The organism is Streptomyces sp. NPDC031418 (assembly GCF_055581605.1).
Map to the genome: position 1 here is coordinate 286,458 of NZ_JBVIJC010000005.1, position 24,152 is coordinate 310,609.

14 protein-coding genes and 1 pseudogene are annotated in these 24,152 nt (G+C 70.4%); 12 read left to right on the top strand and 3 right to left on the bottom strand.

Annotation, left to right across the window (positions count from 1 at the left end; translation table 11 throughout):
• Positions 1-33 precede the first annotated feature (33 nt).
• Both ACZ5CZ_RS08860 and ACZ5CZ_RS08865 read left to right on the top strand, forming a co-directional pair.
• The gene (locus tag ACZ5CZ_RS08860) at positions 34-1,044 is read left to right on the top strand and encodes an aldo/keto reductase (protein WP_385846206.1); all 1,011 of its coding nucleotides are present in this window, start codon (positions 34-36) and stop codon (positions 1,042-1,044) included.
• A complete protein-coding gene (locus tag ACZ5CZ_RS08865) occupies positions 1,035-1,751 on the top strand; it encodes a FadR/GntR family transcriptional regulator (RefSeq protein ID WP_385846205.1) in 717 nt (238 codons plus the stop codon). The genes ACZ5CZ_RS08860 and ACZ5CZ_RS08865 overlap by 10 nt, the downstream gene beginning before the upstream one ends.
• On the opposite strand, the gene ACZ5CZ_RS08870 is transcribed toward ACZ5CZ_RS08865, so the two are convergent.
• The 3 genes from ACZ5CZ_RS08870 to ACZ5CZ_RS08880 form a co-directional block, all read right to left on the bottom strand.
• Complete coding sequence (locus ACZ5CZ_RS08870; protein WP_468940589.1) at positions 1,743-3,737, bottom strand: glycoside hydrolase family 31 protein; 1,995 nt, start codon at positions 3,735-3,737, stop codon at positions 1,743-1,745. The genes ACZ5CZ_RS08865 and ACZ5CZ_RS08870 overlap by 9 nt on opposite strands.
• Before the next feature lie 33 nt (positions 3,738-3,770).
• Positions 3,771-4,751 (bottom strand): expansin EXLX1 family cellulose-binding protein, encoded by a 981-nt coding sequence (locus tag ACZ5CZ_RS08875; RefSeq protein ID WP_468940592.1) that lies wholly within the window; start codon positions 4,749-4,751, stop codon positions 3,771-3,773.
• A 92-nt stretch (positions 4,752-4,843) separates the two neighbouring features.
• Positions 4,844-5,887, bottom strand: coding sequence for a LacI family DNA-binding transcriptional regulator (locus tag ACZ5CZ_RS08880; RefSeq protein WP_468940595.1), 1,044 nt, complete (start codon positions 5,885-5,887; stop codon positions 4,844-4,846).
• 504 nt (positions 5,888-6,391) lie between these two features.
• Here ACZ5CZ_RS08880 and ACZ5CZ_RS08885 point away from each other — a divergent pair.
• The 10 genes and pseudogenes from ACZ5CZ_RS08885 (at position 6,392) to ACZ5CZ_RS08930 (ending at position 24,041) form a co-directional block, all read left to right on the top strand.
• Positions 6,392-7,834: an arabinofuranosidase catalytic domain-containing protein gene (locus tag ACZ5CZ_RS08885; protein ID WP_468940747.1), complete on the top strand. Its 1,443-nt coding sequence runs from the start codon at positions 6,392-6,394 to the stop codon at positions 7,832-7,834.
• A 93-nt stretch (positions 7,835-7,927) separates the two neighbouring features.
• The gene (locus ACZ5CZ_RS08890; RefSeq protein ID WP_385846199.1) at positions 7,928-10,378 is read left to right on the top strand and encodes an RICIN domain-containing protein; all 2,451 of its coding nucleotides are present in this window, start codon (positions 7,928-7,930) and stop codon (positions 10,376-10,378) included.
• 57 nt (positions 10,379-10,435) lie between these two features.
• On the top strand, positions 10,436-11,575 hold the full coding sequence (locus ACZ5CZ_RS08895; RefSeq protein ID WP_385846197.1) for a ricin-type beta-trefoil lectin domain protein: 1,140 nt from the start codon (positions 10,436-10,438) through the stop codon (positions 11,573-11,575).
• A 39-nt stretch (positions 11,576-11,614) separates the two neighbouring features.
• Positions 11,615-13,081, top strand: a pseudogene (locus ACZ5CZ_RS08900) (glycoside hydrolase family 10 protein); the annotation flags it as partial.
• A gap of 402 nt (positions 13,082-13,483) precedes the next feature.
• Entirely contained in the window at positions 13,484-14,905 is a 1,422-nt protein-coding gene (locus ACZ5CZ_RS08905) for an arabinofuranosidase catalytic domain-containing protein (protein WP_468940600.1), read from the top strand.
• Between the two features lie 43 nt (positions 14,906-14,948).
• Positions 14,949-16,586: a glycoside hydrolase family 27 protein gene (locus ACZ5CZ_RS08910; protein WP_385846194.1), complete on the top strand. Its 1,638-nt coding sequence runs from the start codon at positions 14,949-14,951 to the stop codon at positions 16,584-16,586.
• A gap of 138 nt (positions 16,587-16,724) precedes the next feature.
• Positions 16,725-18,194, top strand: coding sequence for an arabinofuranosidase catalytic domain-containing protein (locus ACZ5CZ_RS08915; RefSeq protein WP_468940750.1), 1,470 nt, complete (start codon positions 16,725-16,727; stop codon positions 18,192-18,194).
• A 22-nt stretch (positions 18,195-18,216) separates the two neighbouring features.
• Positions 18,217-20,625 carry a ricin-type beta-trefoil lectin domain protein gene (locus ACZ5CZ_RS08920; RefSeq protein ID WP_385846193.1) on the top strand — a complete coding sequence of 803 codons (2,409 nt, stop codon included), beginning with the start codon at positions 18,217-18,219 and terminating at the stop codon, positions 20,623-20,625.
• 54 nt (positions 20,626-20,679) lie between these two features.
• Entirely contained in the window at positions 20,680-22,662 is a 1,983-nt protein-coding gene (locus ACZ5CZ_RS08925) for an alpha-L-fucosidase (protein WP_468940604.1), read from the top strand.
• Positions 22,663-22,715: 53 nt separating this feature from the next.
• Entirely contained in the window at positions 22,716-24,041 is a 1,326-nt protein-coding gene (locus ACZ5CZ_RS08930; RefSeq protein WP_385846190.1) for a ricin-type beta-trefoil lectin domain protein, read from the top strand.
• The last annotated feature ends 111 nt before the right edge of the window (positions 24,042-24,152 follow it).

The window sequence follows — 24,152 nt, forward strand, 5'->3', positions numbered from 1 at the left end:
GTGCCTCACTCGCCCGCACCCCAGGAGCACACCGTGCAGCACCGGAAGATCCCGCACACGCCTGTCGCACTCACCGAGCTGGGCTTCGGGGCGTCCGTGATCGGCAACCTCTACCGCGTCACCCCGGACGACGAGGCGACCGCCGCCGTCGACGCGGCCTGGGAGGCCGGCATACGGTACTTCGACACCGCGCCGCACTACGGCCTCGGCCTCTCCGAACGCCGCCTGGGCGCCGCCCTGCGAGGCCGCCCGCGCGAGGAGTACGTCATCTCCTCCAAGGTCGGCAGGCTCCTCGTCCCCAACGAGGAGCCACGCGGCACCGACAGCGAGGGCTTCGTCGTACGGGACGACCTGCGCCGGCGGTGGGACTTCAGCCGTGACGGCGTCCTGCGCTCCCTCGAGGACACCCTGGAACGCACCGGCCTGGACCGCCTCGACATCGTCTACCTGCACGACCCCGACGACCACTGGCGCCAAGCCGCCGACGAGGCCATGCCCACCCTCGCCGAGCTACGCGACCAGGGCGTGATCGGCGCGATCGGCGCGGGCATGAACCAGTCGGCCATGCTCGCCCGCTTCCTGCGCGAGACCGCCGCCGACGTGGTCATGCTCGCCGGCCGCTACACACTCCTGGACCAGTCGGCGCTGGACGACGTCCTGCCCGCCGCACTGGAACTCGGCAAGAGCGTGGTGGCGGTAGGCGTCTTCAACTCCGGCATCCTCTCCCACGACCGGCCCGCCGAGGGCGCGAAGTACGACTACCAGGACGCTCCGCCGGCCCTCGTCGCGCGCGCTCAGGCCATCGCCGAGGTCTGCGAGGCGCACGGCACCACCCTGCCCGCGGCCGCGATTGCCTTCCCGTACACGCATCCCAGTATCATCAACGTCACCCTCGGCATGCGCACTGCGGAACAGGTCGGACAGAACGTGGAACTCCATGACCGGCGTGTTCCGGACGGCCTCTGGGCCGATCTCCGCACTCAGGGGCTGATCAGGTCGGACGTGCTCGCGGGCCGGGGTGGGAGGGATGCGCGGTGTCGCTGACGGACAAGGCCATCGAGCGGATCCGCGAGCTGATCCGGACCGGCGCGCTGCCCCCGGGCTCGAAGCTCCCGCCCGAGCCGGATCTGGCCGCCCAGCTGGGGCTGTCCCGCAACCTTGCCCGGGAAGCGGTCAAGGCACTGGCCGTCGCGCGGGTCCTGGAGGTGCGGCGCGGCGACGGCACTTATGTGACCAGCCTTCAGCCGAGCCTGCTGCTGGAAGGGCTCGGCGGTGCGGTGGAGCTGCTCCAGGGCGACTCGGTCGCCCTGCGGGACCTCATGGAGGTACGGCGGCTCCTCGAACCGCTCGCCACGGCCCTGGCGGCCACGCGGATCTCCGACGAGCAGCTGGCCGACGTGAAGCAGCACCTGGACGCCATGCGCGCGGCCCGCGACGACGTCGAACGGCTCAACGCCCACGACGCCGCCTTCCACCGCGCCGTCGTGGCGGCCACCGGCAACGAGACCCTCCTCACCCTCCTGGAAGGCATCTCCGGCCGCACCCTGCGCGCCCGTATCTGGCGCGGTCTGGTCGACGACAAGGCGGCGGCCCGCACCCTTGCCGAGCACGAGGCGATCTTCAACGCACTGTCCACCCGCGACGCCGCCCTCAGCCAGGCCGCCGCACTGCTGCACGTGAGCAACACCGAGCAGTGGCTGAGGGAACACCTGCGCGCAGGCGAACAGTACGTCGACCCGTCCTCACCCTGACAGTTCAGCGAAGCAGGCCGCGACGTCGGCTCCTTCCCGCACGAAGACCGGGATGCGCTCCAGCGGGGCCGCGGCGTCGAGCGTCGTACCGCCCTCCAGCACCCGCCCGGTGACCGGGTCGAGCCAGCGGGTGCCGGACGGCAGATAGGCCCGGCGGGCCCGGGCACCCGCCTCGTACACGGGCGCCACCAGCACATCGGGGCCGAGCAGGAACTGGTCGTCCACGTCCCAGGCGTGCTCGTCCGCGGGGAAGTCGAAGAACAGCGGGCGCATCGGCGGGGCGCCGGTGCGGTGGGCGTCCTCGGACAGCCTCTTCAGGTACGGGCGCAGGCGTTCCCGCATCAGCAGGTGGTCGCGGAGGATGCCGTACGCCTGCTGGCCGTACGACCAGACCTCGTTCGGCCCGCCGGTCATGTCCGCGGAGAAGGTGGGATGGTGCGGCTCGCGGTCCCCGTGCAGCCGCATGACGGGGCTGAAGGTGCCGTACTGGAACCACCGGATCAGCAGCTCGCGGTAGGCGGGGTCGTCCGGGTCGCCGCCGGCGAAGCCGCCGATGTCGGTGTTCCACCAGGGGATACCGCTCATCGCGACGTTGAGTCCCGCCCTGATCTGGCGCGCGAGGGAGTCGAACGTGGGCGGGATGTCGCCGGACCACAGCAGGGCGCCGTGCCGCTGGCTGCCCGCCCACGCGGAGCGGACCAGCGACAGCGGCCGGTCCTCGCCCGCCGCGCGCAGGCCGTCGGCGACCGCACGGGTGTGCTCCAGCGGATAGAGGTGCGCGGCCGCGGCGGCCGGCCCGGCCGCGTAGACGGCGCGCTCGGCGAGGTCCCGGGGCAGGTCGGGTTCGCAGGCGTCCAGCCAGAAGCACTGCACGCCCAGCGAACGGTAGTTGTCGTTCAGCCGCTGCCACAGCGCGGCGCGTGCCCCGGGGTGGGTGGCGTCGTAGTACGCCATCGGGCGGGTCGGCGCGTCCCCGCCGTACCGGGACGGCCAGGGGAAGGTGAGCAGGCCGCCGTCGGCGTCCCGGACGAGGTGTCCGGCCGCGCGCAGCTCCTCGTGTGTGTCGCTGCCGGGCTCCACGGTGGGCCACACCGAGACGGCGAGTCTCACCCCGAGGCCGGTCAGCTCCTCGACCATGGCGGCGGGGGAGGGCCACTCGCTCTCCTCGAAACGCCAGTCGCCCATCCTCGGCCAGTGGAAGAAGTCGCAGACGATGACGGACAGCGGCAGCCCCCGCTCCCGGTACTGCCGTGCCACCGCCAGGAGTTCGTCCTGGGTGCGGTAGCGCAGCTTCGACTGCCAGAAACCGGACGCCCACTCGGGCAGCAGGGGCGCGCGTCCGGTGGCCCGGGTGTAGGAGTCCAGGATCCCGGCCGGGGTGTCACCGGCGGTGATCCAGTAGTCGATGCGCCCGCCCGCGTCGGCGGTCCACCGGGTGGCGTCCGCGCCCAGCTCGGCCCGGCCGGTGGCGGGGTTGTTCCACAGCAGTCCGTAGCCGCGCGAGGAGTGCAGGAAGGGGATGGCCGCCACGGTGTTGCTCTGGACGAGGTCGATCACACAGCCCTTCTGGTCCAGGCGCCCGTGCGGATGCTGCCCCAGACCGTGCAGCCGTTCGCCGTCGTAGGCCTGGAAGGACTGTTCCGTCCGGCCGCCCGCCGCGTGGACGCGAGCGCCGGTGTGATGCGCGTTCGGGAGCCGCTCGGCGAGGAGTTCGCGGCCCGAGGCGGCGTGCCGGAACATCAGCCGGCCGTCCGCGGACGCCTCGACCGCCAGGCGGCCGTTGACCAGGCGGGCACAGCCGTCGTCCGACACGGACAGCTCGGCGGGCGGGCCGGGCGGGGGGCTCTCCAGCGCGCCGGGGGCGCCGGGGTCGATGGTCCCGGACGAGGCCCGCACCCGGACGGCGTCCGGTCCCCAGGGCTCGATGCGGAGGATCTCTGCGGCGGTGTGCCGTTCCAGACCGCCCGCGCGGATGCTGTAGGGCAAGGTGGATTCCTTTGCTGCGTGACGGCGGTGCGGTCAGTGGCGTGAGAACTGGACCCCGGTCGGCTGTACGACGTCCGGCCGCAGCGCGATGCCGCTGAGGGTCAGCCGTTCACCGTAGATGTCCGTGAGTCTGATCGCGCCGCCGCAACCGCTGCCGTCGGCCGAGAGGAAGTAGTCGTAGCCGGTACGCGGCAGGCGCCGCCAGCCGTGCGCGGTGCGGACCTCGAGGGCGGCCACCGGATTGCGGTGGCCGATCGCCTGGATGCCGCACCAGTAGGGGCTGGAGCCCGTCTTGTACCGGATCGAGAGGGTGCCGACCGCCCCGGGGCTCACCAGCCTCCAGGTGATCGGGATCCGGCCGGCGGAGAGGTCGGCGAGTCGGGCGAACGCCTGCCGGCTGAGGTCGATCTGGCCGGGCGCGCAGGGAGCCGGGCACTCGTTGGTGATCCGCACCGTGACGGAGGCGCCGTTCGCCGCGCGGACGAGGACGTACGCCCCGCACGCCCTGGACGACTCGTAGTCGGTGGTGTTCATCGCGGCGACCATGAGGTCGGGGCTCGGGCCGAACAGGCAGGCGCCGTTTCCGTCGCCGGCCTCGTAGGCGGTGGCGACGCCCCGGTAGGTGGTGCCGGGCCGGATCCGTCCGGCCGCCGGTGCCGTGGTGGGCGCCGGGCGCGGAGGCCGCGACGTACCCGTGGCCGAGGGCTGCGCCGCCGCGGATGCCGCCGGTGACGCCGGGGGGCGCGCCGGAGTCGCCGTGCGCGTCCCCGTCGGGGTCACCGTCCGGGCCGGGGCACCCGGCGGGGTCGGGCCGCCCGCCTCGGGCGAGGTCGTCGGGATCGCCCGGGCGGTGACGGCGGTCCCGGCGTCGGCCCTGTGGTCGGGGAGCAGCGCCAGGACCAGAGCGGCCAGCACCCCCGCCGAGGTCAGCGCGACGGCGGTGCCCAGCATCAGCCTGCGTCTGCGCCGGCGCTGTCGCGCGGCCCGCCGCGCGGTCATGGTCTCTGTCTTCATGTCGGTCCGTTCGGAGCATCGCGTCGATGGTGCACTGTTCAGTGACCGCAGGACGCGGAAACGTTGCCGACGAGTTCTGACACGTCCCCGGTTCAGCGCGCCGCGCGCTCGACCCGCGCCGTGCGGCCGGTGGGTGCGGCGCCGGTACTGGAGCGCAGTGAGATGGGTGGGGTCAACAGGATGTGCCGGGCCGGGGTGTCCGGTGCGGCGATGCGTTCCACCAGCAGGGCGACGGCCTTCTCGCCCATCTCCTGGGCCGGTACGTCGGCCGCCGTGAGCGGCGGGCGGAAGTCCTCGGCCCAGGTCCTGGCCGCGACTCCGGTCACGGAGAAGTCGTACGGCACACGGAGGCCGCTGTCCGCCAGCGCGCGCTCGATGCCGGGCAGCGCGGCCTCGTTGATGGTGGTGACCGCGGTGAGTCCGGGATGGTCGCGCAGCAGCGCCTCGACGCATTCCTGGCCGGAGCGGGCGTCGTCCTCGCAGGGCACTTCGATGCCGTCGAGACCGCGTTCCGCCACGGCCGCCCGGAAACCCTCACTGGCCCTGCGCGCGGGGCCGTAACCGGCCGAGACGAGTTCCCTGGACCGCGTGACCAGAGCCACCCGTTGGTGCCCCAGATCGGCGAGGTGCCGCACACAGTGCCCGACCAGGCCGGCGTAGTCGACGTCGATCCAGGACATCCGGTGGTCGTCGGCCGTGCGCCCGATGCCGACGAAGGGCAGTCCCGCCGCCTGGAGCCGGCCCACCCGTGGGTCCTCCAGGCGGATCTCCATCAGAATGACACCGTCCACCCGGCCCTCGGAGACCAACCGCTCGAAGGAACGGTCGTGCCCCCCGCCGGACGGGGACAGCAGCACATCGAGATCGGCCCGGGCGGCGGCGTCGACCACGCTGGCGACGAAGTCCAGTTGCATGTGGGTGAGCCGGTTGCCGGCCGGCGGTATGACCAGACCGATCGTCCGGGTCCGGCCCTCCTTGAGCGCCCTCGCGGTCGCGTTGGGGCGATACCCCAGTTCGTTGATCACGTCCTGGATGCGTTTGCGGGTGCTGGTCGAGACCGGTCGCTTGCCGCTGAGCGCGTACGACACCGTGCTGCGTGACACGCCGGCGCGCCGAGCGATCTCCCCGATGTTCATACAGCTCCTCACGCACTCACCCGCAGGGAGCCAGGGTACCTGGGCGTCGTGGGCGAGGGGGCTGCGAACCGATTCCACGCAAGCGCTTCGACAAAAGAGGCTACGACCGTACGAACTCCGGGTCAAGGTCCGGCCCTGACCGGTGCAATCCAGCCGTCGAATCGATTCCGCGACAACCTTGGTCCCGGACCTCCCACACCCTTGACAGCACTGCGAAACCGGGAGCACCGTCTCCCCCCGAAACCTCTCTGCAATCACGCTGCAAAGAAACGCGCGTTCAAGCGCTTCCGGAGCTGTCGGCGCCATCCGCACCAACCCGGCCGGGTTGCGTCGGCACGGTGGGGAGATCAGATGGGCACCGTACGTGGAAGACGTCACCCGCTGTCCGGCCGCGGTGGCGTCCAGCTGTTGCTCGAGGCGGTACGACGCCGCCGCAGGCCGGAAAGTGCGCCGGACCAGGCAGACATCCCTCCGCCGTCGCACCCGCCCCGCTCCCGGCGGACCATGGCCGCCCGGGTGGGGGCCGCGGTCGCGCTCGTCGCCGCGACGCTGATCGGCGCCACGGCCACGGCCGGCCCGGCGGGGGCCGCCACCTCGGGGCCGTGCGACATCTACGCGGCGGGCGGTACGCCCTGTGTGGCCGCGCACAGCACGACGCGAGCGCTGTACGCCGCGTACAACGGGCCGCTGTACCAGGTGCGGCGTGCCTCGGACAACACGACCCGGAACATCGGTGTGCTGAGCGCGGGCGGATACGCCGACGCCGCCGCCCAGGACGCGTTCTGCTCCGGGACGACCTGTCTGATCACGATCATCTACGACCAGTCGGGCCGCGGGAACAACCTCACCCAGGCGCCCGGGGGCGGGGCCGCGGGCGGCCCCGACAACCTCGCCAACGCGACCGCCGCGCCCACCATGGTCGGTGGCCACAAGGCCTACGGCGTCTTCGTGGCGCCCGGCACGGGCTACCGGAACAACCACACCAACGGCATCGCGACCGGCGACCAGCCCGAGGGCATGTACGCGGTCCTCGACGGCACGCACTACAACGGCGGCTGCTGCTTCGACTACGGCAACGCCGAGACGGACAGCAACGACGACGGCAACGGCACCATGGAGGCCATCTACTTCGGCAACATCAAGGTCTGGGGCTACGGTGCGGGCAACGGCCCGTGGATCATGGCCGACCTGGAGAACGGCCTCTTCTCCGGCGTGAACCAGCGCTACAACGCCAATGATCCGACCATCAACTACCGCTACACGACCGCCATCATCAAGGGCGGCCCCAACCACTGGGCGATCCGCGGCGGCAACGCCCAGTCGGGCAACCTGTCCACGTTCTACGACGGGGTGCGCCCCAACGTCGCGGGCTACAACCCGATGCGCAAGCAGGGGGCCATCATCCTCGGCACCGGCGGCGACAACAGCAAGGGCGCCCAGGGCACCTTCTACGAAGGCGTGATGACCTCCGGCTATCCGTCGGACGCCACCGAGAACGCCGTCCAGGCCAACATCACCGCGGCCGGGTACAGCAACACCACGGGCGGCACGAGCACCGGCGCGCTGCACGCGGTGGGCGCGGGCAAGTGCCTGGACGTGCCGAACTCGTCCACCACGGCCGGTACACAGGTGCAGATCTGGAGCTGCAACGGCGCCGCCAACCAGACCTGGACCCGTACGTCCTCCAACCAGCTGACCGTGTACAGCGGCAGCAGCCAGATGTGCCTGGACGCGTACGACAACCAGACGTCCGCCGGCACCAAGGTGGAGACCTGGCCGTGCAACGGCGGCGCCAACCAGCAGTGGCAGGTGAACGCCGACGGCACCGTCACCGGCACCCAGTCCGGACTCTGCCTCGACGTCACCGGCGCCTCCACGGCCGACGGCGCCCTGGCCGAACTCTGGCCGTGCAACGGCGGGTCCAACCAGCAGTGGAGCCTCAACTGACCTGAGCTGACCCGACCGGCTCCGGCCCGTGGCCGGGCACACCGCCGACCACGGGCCACCCGCCACCCGTCGCGCCACCACCGGAGGATGACCATGCCCAGAGCCAGAGCGCTCCGTGGCCTGTGGGCCGCCCCCACAGCTCTGCTCGCCCTACTCGCCGGCAGTCCGGCCACCGCCGGGGTCGCGTACGCGGTACCGGCAGAACACCTGGCCGCGGCCGCCGACCTGTACGTGGCGCCGGATGCGGCTCCCGGCGGCAACGGCACCGCCGGGCAGCCGTTCGCCACCATCGAGCAGGCGGAGCAGCCCGCGCACCGGCTCTCGGCCGACTCGGACGTCGTCGTCCACCTGGCCGGTGGCACCTACCGGCTGACCAAGCCACTCGTCTTCGGCTCCGGAGACGGCGGCCAGAACGGCCACACCATCACCTACCAGGCCGCCTCCGGGCAGCAGCCGGTCGTGACCGGCGCCCAGCAGATCACTGGTTGGCAGGTGCATGATCAGGCGAAGAACATCTGGTCGGCCCACGTCGGCACCGGTGTGAACACCCGCCAGCTGTACGTGAACGGTAAGGAAGCACCACGAGCGGCGATCCAGGTGCCCCGCTCCGCCTTCACCTTCACCCAGACCGGCCTGACCGTCACCGACTCCTCCCTCGACTACCTGGCCGGGCTCTCGGACCAGAACCACATGGAGGTCGAGAGCCTCAACTCCTTCACCGACCGCTATGCGCCGGTCCAGTCGATCAGCGGCAGGACCATCACCATGCAGCAGCCCGCGTGGAACAACAACTCCTGGGGCTACGACACCGTCAACGCACCGTTCGCCGGCGGGACGATGCACCTGGAGAACAACTACGCGTTCCTCCAGCAGGCCGGACAGTGGTACCTCGACGCGTCCACCGGCGACCTGTACTACCGGGCCCAGCCGGGGCAGAACCCCGGCAGCCTCGACATCGAACTGCCCCGGTTGCAGAGCCTGCTCGGCATCAGCGGCAGCTACGGCTCACCGGCCACCGGGCTCGCCTTCAGCGGCATCCGGTTCACCGGAACCTCCTGGCTCGGCCCCAGCGGACCCGACGGCTACGCGGACCAGCAGAGCGGCGCGCACATCACCGGCGCCTACCCGATGCCCGCCAACTGGCTGAGCACCTGCGCGTCGGGATGCACCCAGTTCGAGGCCACCCGCAACCACTGGGCGCAGATGCCCGCGGCCGTCCAGGTCTCGGCCGCCACCGGCATCACGTTCTCCGGCGACACGTTCTCCGAGCTCGGACAGGCCGGGCTCGGCGTGGGCAACGACGGTGTCGCCAACGCCTCCGGCACCGGCCTCGGCGCGAACGGCGTCACCATCACCGGCAACACGTTCACCGACACCGCGGGCAGCGGCATCCAGGTCGGCGGGATCCAGCCGGACGCGCACCACCCCGGCAACCCGCAGATGACCAACCAGAACATCACCATCAGCAACAACAAGGTCAGCGGGGTGGGCACCGACTACAAGGAGACCGCCGCCATCCTGTCCACCTACGTCACCAACGCCACCATCACCCACAACCAGTGCGACCACCTGCCCTACGACGGCATCGACATCGGCTGGGGATGGGGCGCCAACGACCCGGGCGGCAGCCAGGACTACGTCAACCGGGGCACGTACAACTACCAGCCCGTGTACAGCACCCCCACGACGCTGAAGAACAACACCGTCTCCCACAACCTGATCTTCGACACCAAGAACGCGATGTTCGACGGCGGCAGCATCTACAACCTGTCCGCGAACCCCGGCTCGGTGATCTCCGAGAACTACATGTACGACAACAACCGCACCACCGCGCTGTACCTGGACGAGGGCTCCCGCTATCTGAAGGTCTCCGACAACGTGGTTCAGGACGCGGGCAACTGGGCGCTCACCAACGCCAACGCGAACAACCACACCGACGACAGCACGTTCTCCGGCAACTGGTACAACGGCGGCAACACCTACGTGGCCACCGGCCCGCCGCACAACAACGTCCTGACCGGCAACGTCCAGGTCAGCGGCACCAATTGGCCGGCGGGCGCGCAGCAGGTCATCCAGCAGGCCGGCGTCCAGTCGTCGGGCGGTGGTGGCGGCTTCCCCACCGGCTCCCACCAGTTGGTGATCGGCAGCGGCGGTCTGTGCCTGGACGTGTACGGCAACTCCGGCAGCGCGGGCGCCGCCATCGACCAGTGGACCTGCAACGGGCAGGCCAACCAGCAGTTCCAGTTCGTGCCGGGCGCCGGCGGATACGGGCAGCTGAAGGCGCAGAACTCCGGGCTGGTGGTGGGGGTTTCGGGCAGCCTCACCGCCGCCGGGACGCCCGACATCGTGCAGCAGGAACCGAGCGGAGCGACCGGCGCGCTGTGGCTGCCGGTACGGCAGTCCGACGGCTCGTACTCCTTCCAGAACCAGAACAGCGGCCTGTGCCTGGACGTCTACGGCGGCGGCAGCAACGCCGGCCAGCAGCTCGACCAGTGGCCCTGCAAGAACACGGCCGGCAGCAACCAGGACTTCACGCCGCGCTGACCGACTCACCCGCTCGTTCACTCCCACCCGCTGTCCCCCACCCAGTGAGGAACACAGATGAAGAAGTACGGGGTACTCCTGGCCGCCGCGCTGACGGCGGCGCTCGGCACCGCCACCGCGGTGCCCGCGGCAGCCGCCACCGGCACCGGATCACCGGGCTCCGCCGCACGGGCCGCCGCAGCGCCCACCCCCTTGCGGCTGATGCCGCTGGGCGACTCCATCACCTGGGGCGTCGGCAGCCCCTCCGGGAACGGCTACCGGAGCTTCCTGTGGAACCGGCTGGCGGGGGAGGGGCATGCCCTGGACTTCGTGGGGTCGGGCCGCAACGGCACGATGTCCGACCCGGACAACGAAGGCCACTCCGGCTGGCACATCGACGAGATAGCCGGCATCGCGGACTCCGTGCTGGCCCGGTACCGGCCCAACGTGATCACCCTGGAGATCGGCACCAACGATCTGAACGGCGGCTCCGCGGCCCAGCCCGCCGCCGATCGGCTCCATGCGCTCATCGACCGGATCACGGCCGACGCCCCTGACGCGACCGTCCTCGTCGGCACCGTGATCGTCTCCACCAGCAGCACCGAGGAGGCCACCCGCCCCGCGTTCAACGCCGCGCTGCCCGGCATCGTCCAGGCCGAGCAGGCCGCCGGCAAGCATGTACGCCTGGTGGACATGAGCGCTCTGACCACCGCGGACCTGTCCGACCCCTTGCATCCCAACGACAACGGCTACGGCAAGATGGCGGACGCCTTCAACGCCGGGGTCCAGGCCGCGGACGCGGCGGGCTGGCTCAAGCCGCCGGTCGCCGTGGGCGGACCGGTCCGCTCCGGGGTCGCCGGGAAGTGCATGGACGTCAACGGAGGCAACAGCGCCAACGGGACCGCCGTGCAGATCTGGGACTGCAACGGCGGCGACGCGCAGTCGTGGTCCGCGCGCTCGGACGGCACCCTGCGGGCGCTCGGGAAGTGCCTCGACGCCACGGGCGGTGGCACCGCCAACGGCACCAAGATCGAGATCTGGGACTGCAACGGCGGCACCCAGCAGCAGTGGCAGGCCTACAACGGCGGTTACCGCAACCCGGCCTCCGGCCGCTGCCTCGACGACCCCGGTGCCTCTGCCACCAACGGTACGCAACTGATCCTCTGGGACTGCAACGGCGGTGCCAACCAGCAGTGGACCACCCTGCCGGTCTCCTGATCGGCGTCTTCCCCCCACACACGAGGAGAATGATCCTTCATGTCCTGGTTCAAGGACGGGCTCCGTCTGCGCACCACCCTGGCCTCCGCCACCGGTGTGACAGCCGCCACCGTACTGGCCCTGGCCGCGACGACGGCCCCCGCCGCCCATGCGGCTTCCGGCACCCTGGGCGCGGCCGCGGCCGGCAGCGGCCGCTACTTCGGCACGGCCGTGGCCGCCGGAAAGCTCGGCGACTCGACGTACTCCACCCTTCTCGACCGGGAATTCAACATGATCACCCCGGAGAACGAGATGAAGTGGGACACCACCGAGCCGTCCCGCGGCACCTTCAACTTCGGACCGGCCGACCAGATCGTCAACCACGCCACCGCGCACGGCCAGCGGATGCGCGGCCACACCCTGGTCTGGCACTCCCAACTGCCCGGCTGGGTCAGCTCCATCACCGACCCGAACACCCTGCGCAGCGTGATGGACAACCACATCACCACCGAGATGTCCCACTACAAGGGCAAGATCTACGCCTGGGACGTGGTCAACGAGGCCTTCGCCGACGGCGGCAGCGGACAGCACCGCAGCTCGGTCTTCCAGAACGTCCTCGGCAACGGCTTCATCGAGGAGGCGTTCCGCACCGCCCGGACCGCCGACCCCTCGGCCAAGCTCTGCTACAACGACTACAACATCGAGAACTGGACCGACGCCAAGACCCAGGGCGTCTACGCGATGGTCAAGGACTTCAAGTCGCGCGGCGTACCCATCGACTGCGTCGGCTTCCAGTCCCACTTCGGCGCCGGCGGACCGCCCGCGAGCTTCCAGACCACCCTGTCGAACTTCGCCGCGCTCGGCGTCGACGTCCAGATCACCGAGCTGGACATCGCCCAGGCGTCGCCGACGGCGTACGCGAACACCGTCAAGGCGTGCATGAACGTCGCCCGCTGCACCGGTATGACGGTGTGGGGGATCCGGGACAGCGACTCGTGGCGGACGGGGGAGAACCCGCTCCTGTTCGACGGGGGCGGCAACAAGAAGCCCGCCTACGACGCGGTCCTGTCCGCGCTGGGCGGTAGTACGGGGAACTCCGGCGGCATCGTCCCGGGGGCGGTGTACTCGCTGACCGACGTCGCCGCGGGCCGCGCGCTGGACGTACCGGCCGGGCAGACCGCGAACGGCACGCCCGTGCAGGTCTGGGACGCCGGCGGGGGTACGAACCAGCAGTGGCGGGCGAGCCAGAACAGCGACGGTTCCTACACGCTGACGAATGTCGGGAGCGGGCGGGTACTGGACGAGCCGGGTGGGCAGACGGGCAACGGCACACGGATGGAGATCTGGGACGCCAACGGCGGAGCCAACCAGCACTGGCGGGCGAGCCAGAACAGCGACGGTTCCTACACGCTGACCAACGTCGCCTCCGGCCGCGCTCTGGAAGTCCCGGGCGGGCAGGGCGCCAACGGGAGCCCCGTGCAGATCTGGGACGCCAACGGCGGAGCCAACCAGCACTGGACCCTCAAGTGAGGTAGCCGGCGCCCAGCACGCGGTCCTGCTCACGAACACCCGCGTCCCGCACGGCGACCGTGCCCGGACGCGGGTTTCGGCATGCCCTCACCGCGGCCAATGAAGCCCCCAGACATGGGATGTATAGGGCTCTCTGTCGCTCGGTTATATCTATTGACAGCGTCAGGGCCCTGTGGGATCACTGTGTGACATGGGATGTCTGAGCGTTCCTTGTGCGTGCCCTCGGGCCCGCTGACAGGAGGGCTCGACACCCCCTTCGGAGCCCCTTCCGACAGGCACGGCACTCTCCGTCCCCTTCCCCCGCAGATCCGAGGACACAGAATGCAGCCTTCCTCCGCTCCGCCCTGCCGTCCCACGGCTCGTGCCCCACGCCTGGCCGCGGCGGCAGCCGTAGGCGTGATGGCCCTGCTGGCCATGCTGCTGGCGACCGCCCCGACCTGGTCGGCGCCCGCTTCGGCGGCACCCCTGGTCAGCTCGGCGTCGGGGCGATGCCTGGATGTCAAGGGCAACACCGACGCGCCGGGCACGGTTCTGGAGATCTGGACCTGCAACGACCAGCCCAACCAGGCGTTCGAGTGGACCGCGGCCGGTGAGCTGAGGACGATGAACGGCACCCGCTGCGTGGACGCCTACGACAATCGGACGGCCCCCGGGGCACCGGTGGTCATCCGGCCGTGCGACGGGCGGCCGACCCAGGTGTGGCGACAGAACTCCGACGGGTCCGTCACCGGTGCGGCGTCCGGATTCTGCCTGGACGTCAGCGGGGCGGGGACGGCCGACGGCACCGCGGTCATCCTGTGGACCTGCACCGGCCGCAGCAACCAGACGTGGACCGCCTCGACGTCCCCGGCCGGCGGGTCGCGCCCGTGCGACATCTACGCCGCGGGCGGCACCCCCTGCGTGGCCGCGCACAGCACGGTGCGCGCGCTCTACGGGTCGTACAACGGCCCCCTGTACCAGGTCAGGCGCGCCTCGGACAACGCGACACGGGACATCGGCGTGCGGGCGCCCGGCGGTTTCGCCGACGCGGCGGCGCAGGACGCGTTCTGCGCGGGCACCTCCTGCGTGATCACGGTCGTCCGCGACCAGTCGGGACACGGCAACGACCTGTGGTACCAGGGCTCGGCCCAGGTGCCGGGATCGAGTCAGAGCAGCCCCGCGAAGGCGACCTCCGAGTCGCTGACCGCCGGGGGCGGCAAGGCGTACTCGCTCTACATCAACCCCGGCAACAGCTACTGGCGGGACGGCCATCTGACGGGTGTGCCGACCGGTGCCGCACCCGAAGGCGCGTACATGGTGACCAGCGGTACCCATGTCAACGGCGGCTGCTGCTTCGACTACGGCAACAGCGAGACCGACCGGAAGGCCGACGCCGCCGGGGCGATGGACGCGATCAACTTCGGCACCGAGTGCTGGTTCGGCGGCTGCTCCGGCAGCGGTCCCTGGGTGCAGGCGGACCTCGAATGGGGCCTGTACTCCGGCGGCAGCCAGTCCTGGAACACCAACCAGCGTGCGTTCCCCGACAAGTTCGTCACCGCGATGCTGAAGAACGACGGCACCTCGCGGTTCGCCCTCAAGGGCGGCAACGCGCAGTCCGGCGGCCTGACCACCCTGTGGGACGGCAGGCTCCCGAGCGGATACAGCCCCATGAAGAAACAAGGGGCCATCGTCCTGGGCAGCGGCGGCGACTGCTGCAAGCCCGGCGGCGGCGCCAACCTGAGCGCCGGCACCTTCTACGAGGGAGCCATCGTCGCCGGCTACCCCTCCGACGCGACCGACAACGCGGTCCAGGCCGACATCACCGCCGCCGGCTACCGCTGAGCGCCCGTCGGCTCTCCCAACCCGCCCCAGAAATGGATGAGGTATGCCCCTACACACTCGCTTTCAGTTGCAGCCTTCACTGCTGTCCCTGCGCAGAACCCTGGCGTTCGCCTTCTCGGCCCTGCTGCTCACGGTGGGCGTCCCCCTTCTCACCCTCGGCACGGCGCAGCCCGCCGCCGCGCTCGGCAACGGGCTCGCGCTGACCCCGCAGATGGGCTTCAACGACTGGAACGCGTACGGCTGCGACGTCTCCGAGTCACTGATCAAGTCCACCGCCCAGGCGATGCACACCAACGGAATGCAGGCGGCGGGCTACCAGTACGTCAACATCGACGACTGCTGGATGACCCACAACCGCGACTCCGGCGGCCACCTGGTCCCGGACCCGGCCAAGTTCCCCGACGGCATCAAGGGCACCGCGGACTACGTCCACTCGCTGGGCCTCAAGCTCGGGATCTACGAGGACGGGGGCACCGAGACCTGCGCCGGATACCCGGGCAGCCTGGGGCACGAGACCACGGACGCGCAGTCGTTCGCGTCGTGGGGCGTGGACTACCTGAAGTACGACAACTGCAACAACACCGGTGTGTCGGCGCGGACCCGGTACACCGCGATGCGCGACGCACTGGCCGGGACCGGCCGGCCGATCCTGTTCAGCCTGTGCAACTGGGGCCAGGAGAACGTGTGGACCTGGGGCGCCGGCGTGGGCAACAGCTGGCGCACCACGGGGGACATCACCCCCACGTACTCCAGCATGCTGTCGATCTTCCACAGCAACGTGGGACTCGCGTCCTACGCGGGACCCGGCCACTGGAACGACCCGGACATGCTGGAGGTCGGCAACGGGTCGATGACGTCCACCGAGAGCCGCAGCGAGTTCAGCCTGTGGGCCGAGATGGCCGCGCCGCTCATCGCGGGCACCAACATCGCCTCGGCCAGCCAGGACACCCTGTCCACGCTGACCAACTCCCGGGTGATCGCGGTCGACCAGGACTCCCTCGGCAAGCAGGGGACCATGGTGTCCTCCTCGGGCGGCCTGGACGTGCTGGCCAAGCCGCTGGCCAACGGTGACGTGTCGGTGGCCCTGTTCAACGAGACGGGCTCCACGGCGACCATCAGCACCAACGCGGCCGCGATCGGGAAGACCGGGGCGTCCTCCTACACCCTGACCGACCTGTGGTCGGGCGCCACCTCGACCACCTCCGGCACCATCAGCGCCTCGGTCCCGGCGCACGGCACGGTGATGTACCGGGTCGCGGGCGGCACCAGCGGCGGCGGCACCAGCGCGACGGGCCCGCTGCACGCGGTCGGCGCGGGCAAGTGCCTGGACGTACCGAACTCCACCACGACCGCCGGTACCCAGGTGCAGATCTGGAGCTGCAACGGCGGCGCCAACCAGACCTGGACGCACACCGCCGGCGGCCAGCTCACCGTCTACTCCGGCAGCGGCCAGATGTGCCTGGACGCCTACGACAACCAGACCACCCCGGGAACGAAGGTGGAGATCTGGCCCTGCAACGGCCAGTCCAACCAGCAGTGGACGCTCAACTCCGACGGCACGGTCACCGGCGTCCAGTCCGGACTGTGCCTGGACGTCACGGGAGGTGCCACGGCCGACGGAACCCAGGTCGAGCTGTGGAACTGCAACGGCGGCAGCGGCCAGCGGTGGACGCTGGGCTGACCCCGCCCCCCTCGGCCACACCGGCAGACGCGGTACCGCCGTACGGCGGTACCGCCACGGAGGAGGTCTACCTTGTCCGGATCAGCAAGCGACCGCCGGCGACGGCGGTTCCCCGCACTGCTCCTGATCGCCCTGGCGATGGCCCTGGCCGCGCTGGGCACCCCGGCGTCCGCCACACCCCCGCGGACCGGCACACCCGCCGCGGTCCGAACGGCACCGGCGCACGCCCGTGCGGCCGACGCGTCGCTGCCCTGTGACATCTATGCCGCGGGCGGCACGCCCTGCGTGACGGCACACTCCACGACCAGGGCGCTCTTCGCGTCGTACAACGGGCCGCTCTACCAGATCCAGCGCGCGTCCGACCACGGCTACCGCGACATCGGGGTGCTCGGCGCGGGCGGCTACGCCGACGCCGCGTCCCAGGTGTCCTTCTGCGCCGGCACGTCGTGCACGATCACGAAGATCTACGACCAGACCGCCCACCACAACGACCTGCCGATCTCCTGGGGCGGCTACTGGAAGGGCCCCGGCCCGAACGGGTCCGACGTCGGAGCGGACGCGATGGCCCTGCCGGTGACCGCGGCCGGCCACCAGGTCTTCGGCGTCAAGGTCACCCCCGGTGTCGGCTACCGGCTCGACCACGCCAGCGGCGTGGCCACCGGCGCCCAGCCCGAGGGCATCTACATGGTGACGTCGTCGAACTACACCAGCCAGTGGTGCTGCTTCGACTACGGCAGCGGCGAGAACTCCCACACCGACACCGGCAACGCCACCATGAACGCCATCTACTGGGGCACGGCCTGCTGGTTCGGCGGATGCACCGGCAGCGGCCCGTGGGTCGAGGCCGACCTGGAGAACGGGATGTACCACACCAACACGGGCTCCAACAAGGACCCGAAGAACCCCGGTGTGCACTACCCCTTCGTCAGCGCATGGCTGAAGAACAACGGCACCAGCAACTTCACGCTCAAATACGGCAACGGCACCAGCGGCGGCCTGACCACCACCTTCTCCGGCCCCCTGCCGAACGGCTATTCGCCGATGAAGCTGGACAGCTCCGTCCTGCTCGGCACCGGCGGCGACAACAGCCCCAACGGAGTCGGCGAGTTCTTCGAAGGCGCGATGACCGCGGGCTACCCGTCCGACGCCACCGAGAACGCCGTCCAGGCGAGCATCACCGCCGCCGGCTACGGCACGGGAAGCGGCGGCACCACCACGGGCGCGCTGCACGCCGTGGGCGCGGGGAAGTGTCTCGAGGTGCCGGGCGGGACCACCACGCCGGGTGCCCAGACACAGATCGCCGACTGCACGGGCGCGGCCAACCAGACCTGGTCCCAGAGCGCCTCCCACGAGCTGACCGTCACCTCCGGCGGCAGCCGCCTGTGCCTGGACGCCTCCGGGCAGGGCACCACCCCCGGCACCAAGGTCATCACCTGGACCTGCAACGGCCAGCCCAACCAGCAGTGGACGCTCAACGCCGACGGCACCGTCACCAGCGCCCAGTCCGGACTGTGCCTGGACGTGACGGGCGCCGCCACCGCCAACGGCACCCCCGTCGAGCTGTGGACCTGCAACGGCCAGTCCAACCAGCGATGGACGCTGAACTGACCCTGTGAAAGGAGGCTCCACCGTGTCACCACTCAGACGGCTGTTCCGGCGCCTGCGCGGCTCGACGGCCGTGCTCACGGGCCTTGTTCTCGCCGCCGGCGGCATCGTGGGCACGGCCGCCGCGCCGGCCCAGGCCGCCACCTCCATCACCGTCGACGGCGCGTCCGGCGGCCGGATCTTCGACGGCGTCGGCGCGATCAGCGGCGGGGGCGGCAACAGCAGGCTCCTGGTCGACTATCCCGAGCCCGAGCGCGGCCAGATCCTGGACTACCTCTTCCGCCCCGGCTACGGCGCCTCCTTGCAGATCCTCAAGGCCGAGATCGGCGGGGACACCAACTCCACCTCGGGGGCCGAGCCGAGTCACCAGCACACCCGGTCCGACCTGAACTGCGGCCGGGGCTACGAATGGTGGCTGATGGAGCAGGCCAAGGCGCGCAATCCGAACATCAAGCTGTACGGACTCGCCTGGGGCGCCCCCGGCTGGATCGGCGGCGGGAACTTCTGGTCCACCGACATGATCGACTACCTGCTCTCCTGGCTGGGCTGCGCCAAGCAGCACCAGCTGAGCATCGACTACCTCGGCGGATGGAACGAGAGAGGCTACAACGTCAGCTGGTACGAGCAGCTGCGCAGCGCGCTCGACAGCCACGGCTACGGCAACGTCAAGATCGTCGGGGCCGACTCGGACTGGTCCGTGGCGAACGACGTCGACGCCGACCCGAAGTTCGCCGCCGCGGTGAGCGTCATCGGCACGCACTACCCCTGCGGCTACCGGTCGTCCCAGTCCTCCTGCACGGTGCCGTCGGCCGCCACGTCGTCCGGCAAGCAGCTGTGGGCCAGCGAGAACGGCTCGGACGACTACAACGCGGGAGCGCCGGCCGTGGCCCGCGGCATCAACCGCGGCTACATCGACGGCCGGATGACCGCGTATCTCAACTGGCCGGTGGTCGCGGCGATCACGCCGAACCTGCCCTACCCCACCATGGGGCTCGCCCTGGCCGCGCAGCCGTGGTCCGGCCACTACGCGATCGGCAAGAACGCCTGGGTGATGGCGCAGACCACCCAGTTCACCGCCCCGGGCTGGCGGTACCTGGACTCCTCCAGCGGCTACATCGGCGGCAACCGGAACAACGGCAGCTACGTCACGCTGAAGTCCACGAACGACTCGGACTACTCCACGGTCGTCGAGACGATGGACGCCGGCGGTGCCCAGACGCTGAACTTCCGTGTCACCGGAGGGCTGTCCACCGGCACCGTCCACGTCTGGTCGACCGACGTCGACTCGGGCAACCCGGCCGACTACCTCGTGCACACCACGGACATCACCCCGTCCGGCGGCGGATTCAGCCTGACCGTACAGCCCCATCGCGTGTACACCCTGACCACCACCACCGGTCAGGGCAAGGGCACCGCCACCGGCCCCGCCGCGGGCGCGATGAGCCTGCCGTACAGCGACTCCTTCGACGGCTACGCCACCGGCACCGAGGCGAAGTACCTCATGGACTGGCAGGGCGCCTTCGAGGTGACCGGCTGCGGCGGCGGCCGTAGCGGCAGGTGCGTGCGCCAGATGAGCCCGCAGAAGCCGATCACCTGGGACGCGCTGTCCGATCCGCACGCCCTGCTCGGCGACGTGAGCTGGAGCAACTACACCTTCTCGTCCGACGTGCTGCTCGAACAGCCGGGATACGCCGAGCTGATCGGCCGCGCCAACGGGCAGGACTACACCAGCACCGGAGGGCTGAACGCCTACCACCTCCGGGTGAGCGACACCGGAGCCTGGTCGATCCTGAACTCCAGCACCAACGGCACCGTCTCCACCCTCGCCCATGGCACCACCACGGCGCTGGGCACCAACCGGTGGCACACCCTGGCCCTGACCTTCTCCGGCACCACCGTCACCGCCGTGATCGACGGCTCCCGGGTCGGTTCGGTGAACGACCGCACCTGGGCCGGCGGACAGGTCGGCTACGCCACCAGTCAGGGCGAGACGGCGCAGTTCGACAACCTGTCCCTCACCCCCGGCAGCGGCGGAACCGGCGGCGGTACGACCGCCCCGATCACCGGGGTCGGCTCCGGCCGGTGCGTGGACGTGCCGAACCAGTCGCAGACGCCCGGCACCCAGGTGGAGCTGTGGGACTGCAACGGCGGCAGCAACCAGCAGTGGACGAGCACCTCGACCGGTGAGCTGCGGGTCTACGGCAGCGCCTGTCTCGACGCCTCGGGCGGCGGCACCAGCCCCGGCACCAAGGTCGACATCTGGAACTGCACCGGCGGCGACAACCAGAAGTGGACGCTCAACGCCGACGGCACCATCACCGGTGTCCAGTCCGGCCTGTGCCTGGACGCCACCGGAGCCGGAACGGCCAACGGCACCCTGCTGGAGCTGTGGACCTGCACCGGCGCCAGCAACCAGAAGTGGACGCACACCTGATCCGGGCGACGCCCGGGATCACCCACCCCCGTCGATGATGTCGAAAGGCTCCGCATGACCTCCTCCCCCCTCCCGATCAGCCGGCGCCGGCTGCTGGCCGCGACCGGCGCGGCCACGGCCCTCGGCCTGCTGCGGTTCGCCCCCGAGGCCGCCGCGACCGACGGCCCCGCGAGCTACACCGCGAGCTGGTCCTCCGTGGACCAGCACCCGCCCGCCCCGGCCTGGTTCCAGGACGCCAAGTTCGGCATCTACTACCACTGGGGTGTCTTCAGCGTCCCCGCGTTCGGCAACGAGTGGTATCCGCGGAACATGTACATCAGCGGCTCGGCCGAGAACCAGCACCACATCGCCACCTACGGCGACCCCTCGGTCTGGCCGTACAACAACTTCATCGACGGAGCCCGCGACAAGGCGGGCAACTTCGTGCAGTTCGCCCCGAAGCTGGCCTCACAGGGCGGCAATTGGGACCCGGACGCCTGGGCGCGGCTGTTCAAGGCCGCGGGCGCGCGGTTCGCCGGCCCGGTCGCCGAGCACCACGACGGCTTCTCCATGTGGAACAGCCGGGCCAACCCGTGGAACTCGGTCAGACGCGGACCCAAACTCGACCTCGTGGGGCTCCACGCCCAGGCCATCCGCGGGCAGGGCCTGAAGTTCATGGCCTCGCTCCACCACGCCTACCACTTCAACGGCTTCTACGACCATGTGCCGAACCAGTCGGACCCGAACCTGCGCATCCTGTTCGGCCAGCAGGGTACGGCCGCCGAGAACCAGCTCTGGTACGACAAGCTGGTCGAGGTCATCGACGGCTACCAGCCGGACCTGCTCTGGCAGGACTTCGACCTCAACCTGGTGCAGGAGTCGGACCGGCTCCAGTTCCTCGCGTACTACTACAACAAGGCCGTCGCCTGGAACAAGGACGTCGTCGCGACCTACAAGGACGGCCTCGACAACAAGGGCGAGGTCTTCGACTTCGAGCGCGGCGGCCCGGCGGGACTGCTCACCCCCTACTGGCTCACCGACGACAGCATCTCCTCCTCCAGCTGGTGCTACACGGTGGGCATCGGCTACTACTCCACCCAGGCGCTGCTGCACTCGCTGATCGACCGGGTCAGCAAGGGCGGCACCATGCTGCTGAACATCGCCCCCATGGCCGACGGCACCATCCCCTCCGGGCAGCAGACCATCCTGCTCGACATGGGCGACTGGCTCCGCCGCTTCGGAGAGGCGGTCTACGGCACCCGCTCCTGGACCAGCTACGGCGAGGGCCCCACCAAGATGGGCGGAGGCTCCTTCAGCGGACCGGTGGCCGGCAAACCGCAGGACATCCGGTTCACCCGCAGCCAGGACAACAAGGTCCTCTATGTCACCGCGCTGGGCTGGCAGGGCGGCACCATGACCGTCACCACGCTGAACTCGAACCAGATCAACCTCAGCAGCCTGACCAGCGCCCGACTGCTCGGCAACACCGCCGGCACCTACATCGACCTGCCCGCACCGACCCAGGACGCCTCCGGCCTGCACCTGACCATGCCCTCGTCGAACCCGCCGTTCAGCGCCCTGGCGTACACGGTCAAACTGACCTTCGCCGGAGAGATCCCCGTCCTGAACGCACCGAGCGGCCCCACGACCTGGGTGAAGATCGCCAACGCCACCAGCGGTCTCGTGCTGGACAGCGGGGGCAACGTCGACTCCGGCTCCAACCTCAAGCAGTGGAACTACGACGGCAGCACCAACCTGCAATGGCAGCTGATCGACCTCGGCAACGGCTACCACCGCATCATGAACCGCACCAACGGCATGGCCGCCGACAGCTGGGGCAACACCGCCAACGGCGCTCCGGTCCGGCAGACGGCGTGGAACGGCGGCAACAACCAGCAGTGGTCCCTGCGCAGTCTCGGCGACAACCGCTACCAGATCGTCAACCGCGGCACGGGCACCGCGCTCGACGGCAGCGGCAGCACCACGGTGGGCTCCACGGCGGTGCTGTGGACGCCGAACTCCAGCACCAACAACGAGTGGACCATCACCGCTGTCTGACCCCCGGCGACCGACGCTCCCCGTCCACCCCACGACCAAGGAAGCAGGTCCGCATGAAACGCAATCCGCTCTTACTGGCCGTCGCGGCCGCGCTCCTCCTCGTCCTGTCGGCCGCGGGCACCTCCTTCGGCAGCGCCCGCGGCACGGCCACCACCAGTGCCGCCGGGGCGACCGCCGGCTGCGGCAAGGCACCGACGCTGACCAGCGGCACCCACACGATCCAGAGCGGCGGCCAGGCCCGCACCTACATCCTGCGGGTCCCCGCCGGCTACGACAACAACCACCCCTACCGGCTGATCTTCGGCTTCCACTGGCGGGGCGGCACCGCCAACGACGTCGACTCGGGCGGCACGGACGGATACAACTGGTCCTACTACGGCCTGCGGCGCCTGGCGGACAACGCGAACAACGGCACGATCTTCGTCGCCCCGCAGGGAAACGGCAACGGCTGGGCCAACCCCGGCGGCCAGGACGTGGCCTTCGTCGACGCCATGGTCAGCCAGCTCGAAGCAGGTCTGTGCGTCGACACCACCCAGGTGTTCGCCGCCGGCTTCAGCTACGGCGGTGCGATGTCCTACGCCCTCGCCTGCTCCCGGGCGACGGTCTTCCGCGCGGTCGCGGTCTACTCCGGCGCGAACCTCAGCGGGTGCGACGGCGGCACTCAGCCCGTCGCCTACATGGGTCTGCACGGCATCAGGGACAACGTGCTGCCCATCTCGTCGGGACGGGAACTGCGTGACACCTTCGTCCGGGCGAACGGCTGCACCCCGCAGAACCCGCCCGAGCCGGCCTACGGAAGCCTGACGCACATCATCACCACCTACTCCGGGTGCAGGTCCGGATACCCCGTCGTCTGGGCCGCGTTCGACGGAGCGGGCCACGACCCCGGTCCGATAGACGGCTCCACCGGCGACGGCTGGCACACCTGGACGTCGGCGGCGGTGTGGCAGTTCTTCACCCAGTTCGGCTCGAACCCGACACCGCCGCCGCCCACCGGCAACCAGGAGATCGTCGGTCAGCAGTCGGGGCGCTGCCTGGACATCAACAACTCCACGACGGCCAACGGCACGCAGGCACAGCTGTGGGACTGCAACGGCGGCTCCAACCAACGGTGGACCTACTCCGCCGGAAAGCAGCTGGTCGTCTACGGCAACAAGTGCCTGGGCGTCGGCCAGTCCGCCGGCAGCGGGACCCCGGCGGCGATCTGGGACTGCACCGGTCAGCCGGACCAGCAGTGGAACGTCAACCCCGACGGCACGATCACGGCCGCGCAGTCGGGGCTCTGCCTGGACGCCAACGGCCAGGGGACCACGAACGGGACGAAGGTCCAGCTGTGGAGTTGCACGGGCGGTGCCAACCAGCACTGGCGCTTGGCGTGATCGAATCGATTCGACAAACTAACACCCTGGGAGGCTGACCTGCCACCCGTCCGGCGCGGGATTCTCCGCGCCGGACGCTTCGTTAGGAGGTCAATTACGGGGTGTTGACAA

Coding starts and splice junctions, on each gene's coding strand:
- ACZ5CZ_RS08875 (WP_468940592.1), bottom strand. CDS start 4,751: ATGAAGACAGAGACCATGACCGCGCGGCGGGCCGCGCGACAGCGCCGG.
- ACZ5CZ_RS08880 (WP_468940595.1), bottom strand. CDS start 5,887: ATGAACATCGGGGAGATCGCTCGGCGCGCCGGCGTGTCACGCAGCACG.
- ACZ5CZ_RS08885 (WP_468940747.1), top strand. CDS start 6,392: ATGGCCGCCCGGGTGGGGGCCGCGGTCGCGCTCGTCGCCGCGACGCTG.
- ACZ5CZ_RS08890 (WP_385846199.1), top strand. CDS start 7,928: ATGCCCAGAGCCAGAGCGCTCCGTGGCCTGTGGGCCGCCCCCACAGCT.
- ACZ5CZ_RS08895 (WP_385846197.1), top strand. CDS start 10,436: ATGAAGAAGTACGGGGTACTCCTGGCCGCCGCGCTGACGGCGGCGCTC.
- ACZ5CZ_RS08905 (WP_468940600.1), top strand. CDS start 13,484: ATGGCCCTGCTGGCCATGCTGCTGGCGACCGCCCCGACCTGGTCGGCG.
- ACZ5CZ_RS08910 (WP_385846194.1), top strand. CDS start 14,949: ATGCCCCTACACACTCGCTTTCAGTTGCAGCCTTCACTGCTGTCCCTG.
- ACZ5CZ_RS08915 (WP_468940750.1), top strand. CDS start 16,725: ATGGCCCTGGCCGCGCTGGGCACCCCGGCGTCCGCCACACCCCCGCGG.
- ACZ5CZ_RS08925 (WP_468940604.1), top strand. CDS start 20,680: ATGACCTCCTCCCCCCTCCCGATCAGCCGGCGCCGGCTGCTGGCCGCG.
- ACZ5CZ_RS08930 (WP_385846190.1), top strand. CDS start 22,716: ATGAAACGCAATCCGCTCTTACTGGCCGTCGCGGCCGCGCTCCTCCTC.